The 14,185-nt window shown below is 75.0% G+C and carries 9 protein-coding genes; 7 read left to right on the top strand and 2 right to left on the bottom strand.

Annotated elements, in window-relative coordinates; translation table 11 throughout:
• Window positions 1-136: 136 nt before the first annotated feature.
• A complete protein-coding gene (locus ACG83_RS17295; RefSeq protein WP_054567322.1) occupies window positions 137-1,324 on the bottom strand; it encodes an enoyl-CoA hydratase/isomerase family protein in 1,188 nt (395 codons plus the stop codon).
• A 337-nt stretch (window positions 1,325-1,661) separates the two neighbouring features.
• Between ACG83_RS17295 and ACG83_RS17290 the strand changes: the two genes are divergently transcribed.
• The 7 genes from ACG83_RS17290 to ACG83_RS17260 all read left to right on the top strand — a co-directional run bounded on the left by ACG83_RS17290 (window position 1,662) and on the right by ACG83_RS17260 (window position 12,257).
• On the top strand, window positions 1,662-2,459 hold the full coding sequence (locus ACG83_RS17290) for a DUF3050 domain-containing protein (protein ID WP_054567165.1): 798 nt from the start codon (window positions 1,662-1,664) through the stop codon (window positions 2,457-2,459).
• The gene (locus tag ACG83_RS17285) at window positions 2,456-4,510 is read left to right on the top strand and encodes a class I adenylate-forming enzyme family protein (RefSeq protein ID WP_083473309.1); all 2,055 of its coding nucleotides are present in this window, start codon (window positions 2,456-2,458) and stop codon (window positions 4,508-4,510) included. The genes ACG83_RS17290 and ACG83_RS17285 overlap by 4 nt, the downstream gene beginning before the upstream one ends.
• Entirely contained in the window at window positions 4,507-5,238 is a 732-nt protein-coding gene (locus ACG83_RS17280) for a carboxymuconolactone decarboxylase family protein (protein ID WP_054567164.1), read from the top strand. Before ACG83_RS17285 ends, ACG83_RS17280 begins: the two co-directional genes overlap by 4 nt.
• 84 nt (window positions 5,239-5,322) lie before the next feature.
• Window positions 5,323-6,252, top strand: coding sequence for an NAD(P)-dependent oxidoreductase (locus tag ACG83_RS17275; protein WP_054567163.1), 930 nt, complete (start codon window positions 5,323-5,325; stop codon window positions 6,250-6,252).
• 627 nt (window positions 6,253-6,879) lie between these two features.
• The gene (locus tag ACG83_RS44270; protein WP_152991409.1) at window positions 6,880-8,331 is read left to right on the top strand and encodes a hypothetical protein; all 1,452 of its coding nucleotides are present in this window, start codon (window positions 6,880-6,882) and stop codon (window positions 8,329-8,331) included.
• The gene (locus tag ACG83_RS17265; RefSeq protein ID WP_054567161.1) at window positions 8,328-10,559 is read left to right on the top strand and encodes a BTAD domain-containing putative transcriptional regulator; all 2,232 of its coding nucleotides are present in this window, start codon (window positions 8,328-8,330) and stop codon (window positions 10,557-10,559) included. The genes ACG83_RS44270 and ACG83_RS17265 overlap by 4 nt, the downstream gene beginning before the upstream one ends.
• Window positions 10,560-10,661: 102 nt before the next feature.
• Entirely contained in the window at window positions 10,662-12,257 is a 1,596-nt protein-coding gene (locus ACG83_RS17260; RefSeq protein WP_054567160.1) for an amidohydrolase family protein, read from the top strand.
• Window positions 12,258-12,339: 82 nt separating this feature from the next.
• Here ACG83_RS17260 and ACG83_RS17255 read toward each other — a convergent pair whose 3' ends face one another.
• The gene (locus ACG83_RS17255) at window positions 12,340-14,142 is read right to left on the bottom strand and encodes an ABC transporter ATP-binding protein (protein ID WP_054567159.1); all 1,803 of its coding nucleotides are present in this window, start codon (window positions 14,140-14,142) and stop codon (window positions 12,340-12,342) included.
• Between the last annotated feature and the right edge of the window lie 43 nt (window positions 14,143-14,185).

The following is a 14,185-nucleotide window of genomic DNA, read 5'->3' as shown; positions in this document are numbered from 1 at the left end:
CGCGCTAACCAGCCCCGAGTGATCGTCGAGTGGTGCGATCGACGTTCGCCCGGAAGTGCGGGCCCGGCCCGAAGGTGGGCCCCGGCGCTGACCGGCTCCGTCGGTCGAGAGGACCTCCGTGATCGGACTTCCGTGATCAGCGTTCGGGGTGCTGGTCACCGCCGACCGGGCGCACCTCGTCGACCAGGCCCCAGTCCGCCGCGACGGACGTGTCCAGGGCCCAGCCCGTCAGGGCCATGAACGCGGTGCGCTCGCGGCCGACGCGCCGGACGATGCTCGACGTCCCACCCGCGCCCGGTACCAGGCCCATCGCCAGCTCGGGCAGGCGGAACGTGGTGGCCGGGTCGGCGACGACCCGCTCCGCGAACGCCGGGATCTCCACCCCGGCCCCGACACAGGTCCCGTGCACGTAGGCGGTGACGGGACGGCCGCAGCGCAGCAGCGCCAGCGGAATGCTGCGCGTGGTCCGCACCGCGTGAGCCCGCGCCGGATCCGGCAGCGTGCCGAACTCGGCGAGATCCCCGCCGCTGCAGAAGGTGCGCCCCGCCCCCCGCAGCCGCACCCGGGTGATGGACGGATCGGCCCCCGCCAGTGCGAACGCCGACACCAGCCCGTCACGGACGTCCCTGCTGACCGCGTTGTGCACCCGCGGCCGGTTGAGGACGACCCACAGCTCGTCGCCGTCCCGCTCGACGAGCACCGCCCGGTCAGTCGCCGGGGCAGTCGTCGGGGCAGTCGCGGGCCGACCCTCCGGGGCGGGTGCGGGCCCGCCGGCCGCGGCCCGCCGGGCCGCACGGCGTTCCCGCTCGGCGCGGTGCCCGGCCAGCCACGCCGCGAACTCGGGGCCGCCCTGCAGCGTCGAGTAGGTGAACGACTCGGCCACCACGGCGTCGTCCACATCGATACCCGCCGAGTAGCGCACCAACTGCGCGAACGCGACGGCCGCGGACGGCACCGCGCGCGCCGTCGCGGCGATCGCCGCGAGCGCGTCCGCGGTGGTCTGCCCCGGCCGCAGCGGGCCCACCCACGGCGCCGGCGGCGCGTTCTGCGGCGTCAGCAGGACGTCGAAGCCAGCGGACTCGACACCGGACGGCGCATCGGCCGGGTCCGCGGCGACACCGACGAGCACGCAGGGCAGCCGCCGGGCGAACGCGGCGACCTCGAGCGCCCGCGGACCGCACACCCGGACAGCCAACAGCGGCTCCCCCGTGAACGCCGCGAACATCTCCGGGTCGGCGCGCAGCAGGGACAGCGCCGTCTCGGGGTCCAACAGGCTGACCGGCGCGGCCCCGAGGGGCGGCGAGTCGCCGGGGTCGGGCGGCATCGCTGCCACCGGAGGCCCACCGCCACCGTGCGTCTGATCCACGTCCACCGGACCACGTTAGGGCGCGGTGTGCGGCGGCGGGAGGACTGCCGCCGGGTAGCGGCGGCGGGTGGCGGCCTGCTGGCGCAACGCTACCGGGACGCTACCCGGGACCGGGAACCTGCCGGCTACCGGCCAGCGCCGGTGGTCCACATCGCAGGTCAGCCGGCCGCAGGGCCCTTCCCGACGTCGACGGAGGTCGACGCGGTCGACGGGTTCGAGCGTAGCGGCGCCGGGTGGCCCACCGCCGCGGTTCGGCCCATGTCGTGTTCCGGTACTCCCGAAGGGTTGATGACCCGTGCCGAGTCGCTATTCCTGGGGCGGCGCCCATCCGTCGATCGTCTGGCTGACCGCGGAGACAGCCCCGGTCCGCGACACCGTCCTCGCCCACCCGGTGTACGCCCGCCTGGTCAGCCCGGACGACGTCACCGCCTTCATGACCAGCCACGTCTTCGCGGTCTGGGACTTCATGTCGCTGCTGAAGTCCCTTCAGCGCACCCTGACCTGCGTCGACGTGCCGTGGACGCCGACCGTCCACCGCGCCTGCCGCCGGCTGATCAACGAGATCGTCCTCGTCGAGGAGAGTGACGAGTACGGCGGCTCCTACATCAGCCACTTCGAGCTCTACCTCGAGGCGATGGAGCAGGCAGGCGCCGACACCGGGCCGATCAGGAGGTTTCTCGACGAGCTCGCCGCGGGCACGCCGGTACCCGCCGCGATCACCCGGGCAGCGGTGCCGGCCCCGGCCGCCGCGTTCGTGCGGGCCACCTGGGACCTGCTCGCCACCGCTGCGCCGCACGCCCTGGCGGCCGCGTTCGCCTTCGGCCGCGAGGACCTGATCCCCGAGATGTTCACCCAGGTCCTGGCCGGCAACGTGGAGATGGCCACCTTCCGCGACTATCTGGCCCGGCACGTCGCCGTCGACGGGGAGCAGCACACCCCGATGGCCATGGAGATGCTCGTCGCGCTGGCCGGCGACGACCCGCGGCGCTGGCGGGAGTGCGCCGATGTGGTGCGGGGCTGCCTCCAGGCCCGCGCCGCGCTGTGGGACGGCATCGCCGCCACGCTCCCCGATCGACAGCCGGTGTCCCGATGATCGTCGCCCTGTTCGTCCTGCTCGGACTCGCCGCCGCCTACGTCGCCTTCGTCTGCGCATCGGTCGCGCTGCCCCGGCGGCTGTGGCTCGCGCTGGGCCCGATGTCGCTGGAGCGGATCCCCGACCGGGCCGCCCGTCGGCATCGCGACCGGGTCCTGTTCACCAGCGACGAGCCCTGCACCTGGTCCCTGCCCGGTCCTGCTCCCGGTGCTGGTTCCGGTCCTCGTCCCGGGCCGCCCCCCGGCCCTGGTCCCGGTCCCGGTGCCGGTCCCGGTGCCGGTGCCGGTGCCGCGCCCGGCCCGGTCGCCTGGACGGCGCGGGACATCCAGGCGACCGCCGGCCTGGTCGCGGCCGCGCTGCGCGCGCTCGGTCTGCGGCACGGGCAGCGGGTCGCCATCCTCAAGCGGAACCATCTCGACATCCACCTGCTGCACCTCGGCGTCGTGCGGGCCGGTGGCGTCGCCTGCCCCATGAACGGCGCGTTCGCCGCGGGCAAGGTCGCGCCCTACCTGCTCAACATCGACGCCCGGATCCTGTTCGCGGACGTCCCGACCCTGCTGCGGGTGCTGCGGGAGGGCGGAACGCCCGGCGGCGTCGACGCCGTCGTGCTCGTCGGGCGGGCCGCCGACGTCCCCGCGGCGGACGTGCGGGAACTGACCGCGGCGCTGGGTGGCGTCACGGCAGCCGCCGTCCACTGGATCGAGGATCTGCTCGCCGCGGCCGGCGAGCCCGCCGCCGCGGTCCGCCGCGGTCCCCGGGAGCCGCTCCTGCTGGTGCACACGTCCGGGACGACCGGGTTCCCCAAGGCCGTGATCCTGCGCAACGGTCCACAGTCCCGCGCCGTGCGGGGCTGGCTGTGCTACGTCCACGTCTCGCCGCGGCGCGACCGGGGGTACCTGGCCGTCCCGAACAACCACCAGGCGGTGATCCTCACCTTCAACTCGATGCTGCTGCTGGGGATCCGGGCGCACTGGACCACGGCGACCGGACGCGACTTCGACGCCCCCCGCGTCGTCGAGGAGCTGGCCCGGGAGCGGTACACCGGCTTCTTCGGCTTCCCCATCACCTACACCCAGCTCAAGGAGGTGCCCCTCGCCGCCCATGACCTGCGTGCCATGCGGTTCTGGGCGAGCACCGCCGACGCCGCGCACGAGGAGATGATCCGGCCGTGCGTGCGGGTGGGTGGCACCTTCCGCCGGCTGGGACTGCCCATGCGTGGATCCGTCTACCTCGACGCGCAGGGCTCCAGTGAGGTCGGGACACCGTCGGTCCTGCGGTACTACTCGCCCGTCACCCGCCGGTACGACCGCCGGATCGGCCGACGGCACTCGGCTCCCTTCGGGCCGAGGGTGCGCATCGCGCGCGACGGCGTGCCGGTCGGCCGGGGGGAGGTGGGACGGCTGGAGGTACGTGGGAAGACGCTGTTCGAGGCCTACTGGAACAACCACTCCCTCACCTACGAGGCGGTCCGGGACGGCTGGTTCTTCACCGGGGACGTCGCCCGCTGGTCGGGTGGTCACGTCGTCCAGCTCGACCGCGAGGTCGATGTCATCCACACCGGTGACGGCGACGTCTACAGCCTGCCGATCGAGGAGCGTGTCCACCGGCATGCCGCCGTGTTCGACGTCTGCGTCTACGGGGCGCGCCAGCCCGACGGAACGCAGCGGCCCGCCGCGGCGGTGGCCCTGCGGCCCGGCGTCGAGATCGGCGCCGAGCGGCTGCGGGAGGAACTGAACGCGCTGCTCAGCCCGGCGGAGGAGCTGGTCGCGCTGCAGATCATGCCGTGGTCGGAGTTCCCGATCGGTGTCACCGGCAAAACCCTCAAGCGGGAGTTCCGGGACGGGACGGAGCCGTCGCCGGTACCCGAGGCGAACCGCCCTGTCACCTTGCGGACCTCCCCGCCTCCGCCTCCGCCGTCGTCCCCGCCGTCCCCGCTGGCGACGGCGGTCCCCGCAGCGGGTACGGCCGCTGGGACCACCCGGTCCGAGGTGGCCGTCTCGCCGGACCAACCCGCCGGCCAGGCCCTCGTCGCCAGCAGGTCGGACTGGTGACCGCGGCGCCGCCCGCCCAGAGCGGGGAGAGGACGGAGGAGCCGCCTGCCGCGGCCACCGGTCGCGGGGGCCTCGGGGCCCGGGACCGGCACCTGGTGCGGCTCGTGTGCCTGGCGTCGTCCGGGGCCACCGAAGCGCTCGCCGCCAGGGTGCGCGAGGTCCTGGAGCGGGAGGAGATCGGCCTGGGCGATCTGCTGGAGTTCGTGCTGCACTACGCCGTCTACGCGGGCTGGCCGCGCGGATCCGAGCTCGAGGCGATCGTGCGGCTCCAGTGGGCGTCCGTGCACGGCGAAGGCTCGGAGCACCGGGCGACCTGGCCGGCGCTCGAGTCCGACACCCCGCTGAACGAGGAGACCACGCGGGAACGTGTTCGGGCGGGCGAGGAGGCGTTCCGCACGGTGAACCGCGTCGAGGCACCATGCCCGGACAGCCCCTTCGTCGAGGCCGGCATGCTCGCGTTCGTGTTCGGGCACGTGTGGCGCAGACCGGGCCTGACCGTGCGCGAGCGCCGCCTCGTGGCGATCAGTGCCTGCGCGTCCGCGGGCGCGGTCCATCCGCTGCGGCACCACCTGCGCTCAGCCCTCGCCTCCTCGGACCTGTCCACCGCCGACCTGCGGGAGCTGATCGCGGAGATCGACGGCCGTGTGCCCGCCATGGCCACGGCCGCTCTGCGGGACGGACTGCGAGACGGGCGGCCGGACAGGCCGCGCGGGCCCGACCACCACTGAGGCCCGACCACCGCCGAGGCCCGACCACCACCGACGAAACTCCGCCAGGTCCCTGACCAGAAACCATCTTGAGGAGAGCCCGCCATGCACACCGCGCACACCGCCGCGCAGGGAGACGGTCCGTCGGACACCGAAAGCTACGGTTTCGTCGGCCTCGGGCACCAGGGTGCCCAGATCGTCCAGGCCTGTGTGGCGGGCGGACTGCGGCCGATCGTTTACGACCTGCGAGCCGACCGGGTCGAGCAGGTCCGCTCCGCACGCGTCGAGGTGGCCGGGAGCCTGTCCGACCTCGGCCGCCGGGTCACGATCGCGTCCGTGTGCGTCTTCTCCGACGACGACGTCCGCACGGTGGTCGCCGGGCCCGGCGGCCTGCTGGAGACGATGCCCTGGGGCGGCCTCATCGTCATCCACAGCACCTGTTCGCCCGGGACCTGTGCCGAGCTGGCCGCCCTCGCCCACGAGCGCGGACTCGTGCTGCTCGACGCACCGGTCAGCAACGGAGCGCGCACGGAGTCCGGCCGGGCGCTCGTCGTGCTGGCCGGCGGTGACGAGGAGCAGGTACGCCGGTGCGCCCCGATCTTCGATCTGTTCGCGCACACCGTGCTGCACACCGGCGAGGTGGGCAGCGCCCAGCTCGTGAAGCTGCTGAACAACGCCGTGTTCGTCGTGCACCGGGGCGCGGCGGTCGACGCGCTGCGGGCCGCGCGCGAGCTCGGCCTGGACCCGGACCGGGTGCGCCTCGCCCTGCAGGCGTGCAGCGCCAGCGCCCGGGCGCTGCCCCCCGGCGACCGGCCACTGGGTCTCGCCGGCGGCGGGCCCGACCTGAGCGCGCTCGCCGCGCTGCTCCGCAAGGACCTGTCGCTTCTCGGCTCGGCCCTGGCCGACGTCCGCCAGGACGCCGGCCCGTTGGGCGCGCTCGCCCGGCAGGCCCTCGACGCGCTGCTCGACCCGCTCGCCGCCACGGCTCGCCCCGACCCGTCGTCACGGCTGGCCGTCGCGGAGCTTCCGGGCTGATCACGGACACGGTGGGAGCACCCGGGGAGACCTGGCCGTCGTCCCGGCGATCGCGGCGCGGGCCGGGCACCGGACGTCCGCTTCCGCCCACGCCGGTCAACCGATTTCGCGGATAACCGCGAGATCGCGCGCCGCCCCACGGGCCGGTGGTTTTCCGATACGGACATCCGCAGAACCCGCCAGTAACCGAAACGGAGAACAACACCCCCCGGGCCGCGCCATTCCCTGCAACACAGGCGGTCTGACGAGTTGACAGCTATGCGCACACAGATGAAACTCCTAGTCGAACTGACGGGAGAAAGCCGATTCACGACCGGCTGGGCGGACCTTCGGTGGCAGGCCGGAATGCGGGCCGATTGAGCCCCCGCCGGTCCACGAACAGGCACCGCAGGAACCATAGTAGGAAGGGTGGACTCGCCCGTGTCGCAATGCGGCGACTGCCAGAACACGGCCCATTTCACCTCGACACCGCCCGGCACCACGCGGAATCGGGGCGGACGACAGCCGGCGGGACGGGCCTTGTTATTCGATTTGCGACGGCGAAAACCGCCAACCCGGGAAAGAAAGGCGACCCGACTGCTGCAGAAGGCCCGGCTCGCGCAGAACACCGGAGACACGAAGCGGGCCGTGGAACTCCAGTCGGCGGCCGCACAGGTTATGGCAGAACTGCACGCGGAATCGCCGGACGACCAGCGGTGCACGCGGATTCTCGGTGGCATCAGCTACGACCTGGCCGGTCTGTGCCACCGGGCCGGTGACGCGCCAGCCGCGATCCGGGCGCTGGACGCCGGCGAGCGGCTCTACGCCGCTCTCGCCGACCGGGCACCGGCAGCAGCCGGCCCTCTCGCCGACGTGCGCGTGCGGCGCGGCCTGATCCACGCCGGGCAGGGGCACGGCGCCTCGGCGCTGGCGGACGTGCAGGCGGTGTTCCACCCATGGTTGCGGCCGGACCGGTCCTGTCGGCGAGGCGGCTCCTGCCAGCTGGAAGGGGCGCGCCCGCCGGACCCGCCCGCCGTGCCTGACGGGCCTGACGGGGCGCGGGTGCTCGCTCTCGCCAGTGACGTGCTCGCGGCGTTCGGGGACCCGGACCTGGCACTGGTGGCGGCCGACCTCGCGATCCGCGCCGGGCTCGGCACGCTCACACCGGGCGGCACCACCGCCCCGGCGATCATCTCCAGTCATCCCGCCCATCCCGACGAGCATCCCGCGCTTCCCGGGCATCCCGGCTATCTCGCGCGCGCCTGCCGGGTGGCGGCGGTCATCAGGCAGGCCCGCGGTCCCGCCGAAGCCGACCGGGCCGAACGGCTGGCGGCCGCCGCCGCACATCTCGGCGTACCGCCGGCCGTGACCGTGGTGGAGCGTCGGCTCGCGACGCGGAACCCACCGGACCTCGCCCTCGGTCTGGCGGGCGCCCTGCGGGCCGCCCGGCGCCATGGCGACCGACTGGCGGCGGACCATCTGCTCGAGACGGTGATCGAGCCCTGGGCCGGCGAGGCCGGTCAACCGGCCTCTCCGGCGCTGGCACCCGCGCGAATGCCCGCACCGACCTGGCACAGCCGGATCACAGCACTCGATCCGGCCGGGCCGGCGCGGGACGCGAAGGCGGCGGACCACGCCGCCGTGCTGGCCCGGCTGGCGGGCGATGTCCTGCCCGCCGACCCGTCCGCCGGGATGCGGCTGGTGCTGGAGGCCCACTGCCTGCGCACCGCGGCCCCCCGAGCGGGCCTGCGCGGCCTCACCGCGGTGTCGGCGGACTCGGACTGGGCAGGCCTTCTGCTCACCGCGAGCGGCCAGGCCGCCGCCGCGCAGGATCCGGAGCTCGCCGCCGATCTGGCGGCCTGGGCGGCCCGGCCGGCCGCTGCCCGGACAGGGCCCGAGGCCGGTGGCCGGGTCGGGATCGGCGGCCGGGCCGGGGCCGACCGCCGGCCAGGGCACACCCAGGCACCCGACGCACGCGCCCGCCCGGGCCGAAGCCTGGTGGGCGCTGCCGTGCTGACATCCCGGAACGATCGAACCCATCGAACCCATCGAACCCGTCGGAACCGGTCAGCTCCGCCGACAGCCCTGGAGGACCGATGAAGACAATCGGACGGACACCGGTGGCCGACGGCCCCGGCTTCGCCTTACTCGGCCCGCTCGAGGTCCGCGACGAGCTCGGCCGGCTGGTTCCGGTCTCCGCTCCCAAGCAGCGCGGCGTCCTGGCGGCCCTGCTGGTCGACGCCGGCACCGTCGTGTCAGCCGACCGCCTGGCGGACCTGCTCTGGGACGGGTCGCCCCCGCCGTCCGCGCGCAAGACCCTCGAGAACTACGTCAGCCGGCTGCGCAGGTTACTGGAGCCGTCGTCGGCCGGCCGGATCGTGACCCGCTCCCCGGGGTATCTGCTCGAGCCACGGGACACCGCCGACATCGACCTGGTGGCGCAGGCCGCTCTCACCGCGCGGGCGCAGGACGCCGCGGCGCGCTCGGACTGGGTCCACGCGGCCGCGGACGCGCGTGACGCCCTCGCGCTGTGGCGCGGTGACCCCTTCTGCGACGTGCCTGTGGAGCGCCTGCGGCGCGAGCAGGCGCCGCATCTGGCCGAAGCCCAGCTGCGCCTGCGGGAGCTGGCACTGACCGCCCAGGTGATGACGGGCGACCACCACGGCGCGGTGACGGGCCTGCGACGCCTCGTCGAGGAGACCAGGATCCGGGAGCATCCCTGGGAGATGCTGATCCTTGCCCTGTACCGCTGTGGCCGCAAGGCCGAGGCCTTCGACGCCTACCGCGCGGTCGGGCGCGTCCTGCGGGACGAGCTCGGGGTCGGCCCCGGCCGCGGCCTTCAGCGGCTGCACCGGATCATGCTGGCCGACGACCAGCCCGCCCCGGCCTCCCCCCTCGACCCAGCCGACCTCGAGGGTGCCCACCGGACCGCGGCGCCCGTCGCCACGGTCGCGCGGCGGCGGGCGATGGACGAGCATCCGGCGAGGCCCGTCCGGGCCACGGTGGGAACACCGCAGGAAGCCCCCTTCCGACCGCCGGCGGTCGTGCACCAGTCCCTGGCACTGCGGTACCGGAACCTCCCGGCGCCGCAGGCGGCCACCGACCCCGATCCGTCCCGGGCGCTGCGTCTGCTCAGCGAGTGGAACGGCGCGGACCTGCCGCTGTCGGCGATCTGCGCGATGCTCCGGCGTCCGCGCGGGCTCGTCCGGCGCGACCTGGGCGCCCTCGTCGACCAGCAGCTCGCCGAGTCGCCGGCACCGGACCGATACCGGCTGCCCACGACGGTGCGGGTGTTCGGCCGGACGCTGACCGGCGACGGGAACGACGACATCGTCCCGGGCCTGGCCCTGCGGCGGCTGGTGGGGTGGTACCTGCGGACCGCGGTGGGGGCCGCCAACCTGATCCACCCGCACGGCCGCCGGCCGGCGGCGTACCCGGCCTCCGACGAGTGCCCACCGGACATCTTCGGCAGCTACCGACAGGCCTCGGTCTGGCTCACCACCGAGCACCCGAACCTCATGACCGCTGTGCGCGCGGCCGCCTCGGCGGGCGAGCACGCCCTCGCGTGGCGCCTGGCGGCCGCGCTGACCGGTTACTTCCACGTGAGCAAACGGTGGGCAGACTGGATCACCTGCGCGCAGATCGGCCTCGCCTCCGCACGGCATCTGAACGACCGGCTCGGCGAGTCCACCCTGCTGATGAGCGCGGGGCTCGCCTACGAGGATCTCCGCATGTCGGGGCGCTCCCTGGACATGTTCGAGCGGGCGCTGGCGATGGGCCAGGTCACGGCGGACCAGTGGAGCGAGGCCGTCAACCTGCTCTGCATCGCCCACGTACACGGGGCGGACCGGACGATGGTCCACCACCAGGGCGCGCTGCGGATCTTCGGCGAGGTGGGGAACCTGTGGGGCTTCGCGCTGACCCAGCTCGAGCTCGGTCGGGCCCACCGCCGGCTGGGCGACCTGGACCAGGCGATCACCTGCCACCGGTCCGGGGCGGACATCCTGGCCGAGCTCGGCGACGACTGGGGGCTCGGCCTGGCACAGCTCGGTCTCGCCGAGGACCATCTCGCCCGCGGCGACCACGCCCAGGCCGCCGCGGTGTGCCGCCAGACGCTGGCGCTGTCCCGCGAGATCCGCGACCGTCACACCACCGCCCGGGCGCTCGCCTTTCTCGGCGAGAGCTATCTGCGGGCGACCGACCAGACCGCGGCGCGGCGTTCCTGGGCCGAGGCACTGCGGATCTTCGAGGATCTCGCCGACCCGCGGGCGACCCAGCTGCGGGTCAGCATCGCGACGCTGGACGCGGTCACGGCACTCGCCTCCTGACCGCGCGCCGCAGGCCGCGCGCCTCCTGACCACGCGCCACAGGCCGCGCGCCGTAGGCTGAGACCGCTCGTTCCCAGCCCAGGCCGCAGACGAGGTGATCGTGTGCTGGTCCGACGTGCCGAGGTCCTCACGGGCTCCGCGGGCGGGCACGGGTTACGTGACGTCCGGATCGACCGCGGATACGTCACCGCGGTCGGGCCGCCGGGCCGGCGCCTGGAGCGCCGCGCCGGCGAGGCCGAGCTCGACGCGGCGGGTGGCGCGCTGCTGCCCGGCCTGCACGACCACCACATCCATCTCATGTCGCTCGCCGCGTCGCTGGCATCCACCCAGCTCGGACCGCCCGCGGTCACCGACCGGCCGGCGTTCGCCCGGACGCTGGCCACGGCCGCCGCGGCCGCCGCGGCGGCCCGGGGCCGGGGCGGTGACGGTTGGGTGCGCGGGATCGGGTACCACCCGTCCGTCGCCGGGGACCTCGACCGCTGGTCACTCGACGCGCTCACCGGCGAGGTGCCCACCCGGGTCCAGCACCGCGGCGGCGCGCTGTGGGTGCTCAACTCGGCCGCGCTGCGGGCGGTCGGCCTGGGCTCCGGCTCCTTCTCCTGGTCGTCCGCATCCTCCGGCTCCTGGTCGCCCGCATCCTCCGGGCCCGCGGGATCCTCCGGCTCCTCCAGCCCCGCGAGCTCCTCCGGCGCCGCGGGCGGTGAGGGGGTCGAACGCACCGCCGCCGGAGCGCCGACCGGGCGCCTGTGGCGCCTGGACAGCTGGCTCGCCACCCGGGTACCGCGGGTCGCGGCGGACCTCGCGGCGGTCGGCCGGACCGCGCTCGCCGCCGGGGTCACCGGCTTCACCGACGCCACGCCCGAGCGGCGGCCCGCCGACGCCGAGGCGCTCGCCCGGGCCGTCGCCAGCGGCGCCCTTCCACAGCGCCTGGCCCTGATGCTCCCCTCGACCGAGCCAGTGCCACCCGGCCCGCTCGATCCGTCCGGCGTGGGCCCGCACGACGCACGGCTCACCGCCGGACCAGTGAAGATCATCCTGGATGACACCGACCTGCCGAGCCCGGACGCCCTCGCACCGCGGATCCGCGCCGCCCACCGGGCGGGGGCGGCCGTCGCCGTGCACTGCGTGACCCGGGTCCAGCTCGTGGTCGCCCTCGCGGCGATCCAGGAGGCCGGGCCCGATCCCGGCGGCCGCGCCCGGCCCGCCGACCGGATCGAGCACGGCGCGGTGATCCCCCCGGAGCTGGCCGAACTCGTCCGCGCCGCCGGGCTCACCGTCGTCACCCAGCCGAACTTCGTGGCCGAACGCGGCGACGCCTATCTCGCGGACGTCGATCCGGAGGACCTTCCCTGGCTCTACCCGTGCCGGTCGCTGCTGGCCGCCGGCGTCGCCGTGGCCGCCGGTACCGACGCGCCCTTCGGCCACCCGGACCCGTGGCGGGCCGTGCGGGCGGCCACCCGGCGGCGCACCGCGGCGGGCGCCCTGCTCGGCGGGGACGAGCGGGTCGACGGGCGCACCGCGCTCGACCTTTTCCTAGGGCATCCCGACACCCCCGCCCGGCCCCGCCGGATCCGGCCGGGCCTTCCCGCGGACCTCTGCCTGCTGCGCGGCTCGCTCGACGAGGCCCTCGCCGACCCGGACGCGGCCCGGGTCGCCGCCACCCTCATCGGCGGGACCCTCGCCCACACCGCCGGCTGATCCACACCGCCGGCCGACCCATGCCGCCGGCTGATCGATGCCGTGCACGGACCGGCACCGCTCACCGGCCGCCCGGCCAGGCTCAGACCGCGGCGGCGGGTTCCGGAGCATCCATGGACGACGGCGGCGCGCCGGACGACGACCAGGCGGACCACATCCGCGCGTACCGCCCGGACGCGGCCACGAGCTCGTCATGGGTCCCCCGCTCGGCGACCCGGCCCTGTTCGAGCACCAGGACGTCGTCGGCGGCGGCGGCCTGGGTCAGCCGGTGCGCGACGACGATCACGGTCCGGCCGTCGAGCGCGCGCCGCGCGGCCCCCTCCAGCCTCCTCGCACCGGCGCTGCCGGCGTCGGCGGTGGCCTCGTCCAGGACGACGACCGGCGCGTCCACCAGCAGCAGGCGGGCCAACGCGAGCTCCTGTGCCTGCGTCGGGGTGAGGCGGTGGCCGCCCCGGCCCACCACGGTCCGCTCGGCGGAGGGCAACGCGGCGACCCAGGACAGCGCGCCCGCGCGCTCCAGCGCCTGGTCGACCTCCGCGTCCGAGGCGTCGGGCCGGGCGAGGCGAAGGTCGTCGATCAGCGGGCCCGCGAAGACGTGGACCTCCTGGGTCACCAGCGCCACCGTGTCACGCAGCTGCTCCGGCCCGAGCTCACCGACGGGCACGCCACCGAGGCGCACCTCGCCCGCCGCCGGTGGATACAGCCCAGAGATGATCTTGACCAGGGTCGTCTTGCCGGCCCCGCTGGAGCCCACGACCGCCGTCCACGTGCCGGCACGGACGGCGAGGTCGACGCCGTGGAGGATCTCGCGGCCCTCGTCGTAGGCGAAGCCCACGCCGTGGACGTCCACGGACGGCTCGCCGAGGGCGGCCCGCTCCCGCGGCGGCGGCGGGGCTACCCGGGCCACGCCGACGAGGCGAGCCAGCGCGGCGCCGGCCTCCTGGGTCGTGTCGATCATCATCAGGATCATGTTGACCGGTTCGAACAGGCGGCTGAAGTAGAGCGCCGCCGCGGTCGCCGCGCCGACCGACACAGCGCCGTCGCGTACCAGGTAGAAGCCCGCGACGAGGACGACGCCCACACCGATCGCCTCGGACAGGTGCATGCGCCCCCAGAAGCGGGTCCGGAAGTGGATCGCCCGGTAGGCGACCTCCACCGCCTCTTCGGAGCGACGCGCGGACCGGCGGAGGTGGTCGGGGCCGAGCCGGAACGCCCGCACGGTGTCGACGCCACCGACCGAGTCCAGCAGCTGCTGGGCCCGCGCGCCCTCGGCGATCCGCTGGGCCGCGAAGACCGGTCCTGACCGGCGCAGGTACCACCGCAACGCGTAGATGTCGGTCGGCAGGGCGAGCAGCGCGACGACGGCGAACCTCCAGTCGATGACAGCCAGGCCGACGGCGGTCATCCAGACCAGGAAGACCGACATCGCCAGGGTCGGCACGGTGGAGCGGATCGCGGCGGTCACGACCTCGACGTCGCCGCTGATCCGGGCGACCAGGTCCCCCGAGCCCCCGCGTTCGACCTCGCCGGCGGGCAGCCGCAGGGCCCGCTCCAGGACGTCCTCCCGCAGCGACGCGAGGACGGGCTCCCCGACGAGCGCGATGAGCGTCCTGGTCAGCGCCTGCAGGACGCCGGCGGCGATCGTCACGAACACCAGCACCTGCACGGGCCAGACCACGGCGCCGCGGTCACCGTCGATCGCGGCGTCGACGACCCAGCCGAGGGCGCGTGGCGTGACGAGCTGGAGCGCGGTCCCCGCCGACAGCACCAGGACCGTGAGCACCGCGAGCGCCCAGCGCGGCCGTAGCAGCCGCACCGCGTACCGCCACGTCTCGCCCGCGGTGGCGGTGGGGAGAAGGCCGTCGTCCGATAAGTGTGTCTGCACGTGTTCTCCTGCTCTCCTCGTCCGGGGACCATTCCTGAGGGCG

The sequence above is a fragment of the Frankia sp. R43 genome (genome assembly GCF_001306465.1).
Lineage (GTDB): Bacteria > Actinomycetota > Actinomycetes > Frankiales > Frankiaceae > Parafrankia > Parafrankia irregularis.
The sequence above is the reverse complement of the archived record's forward strand: the minus strand, read 5'-3'. Positions and strand labels throughout refer to the sequence as shown.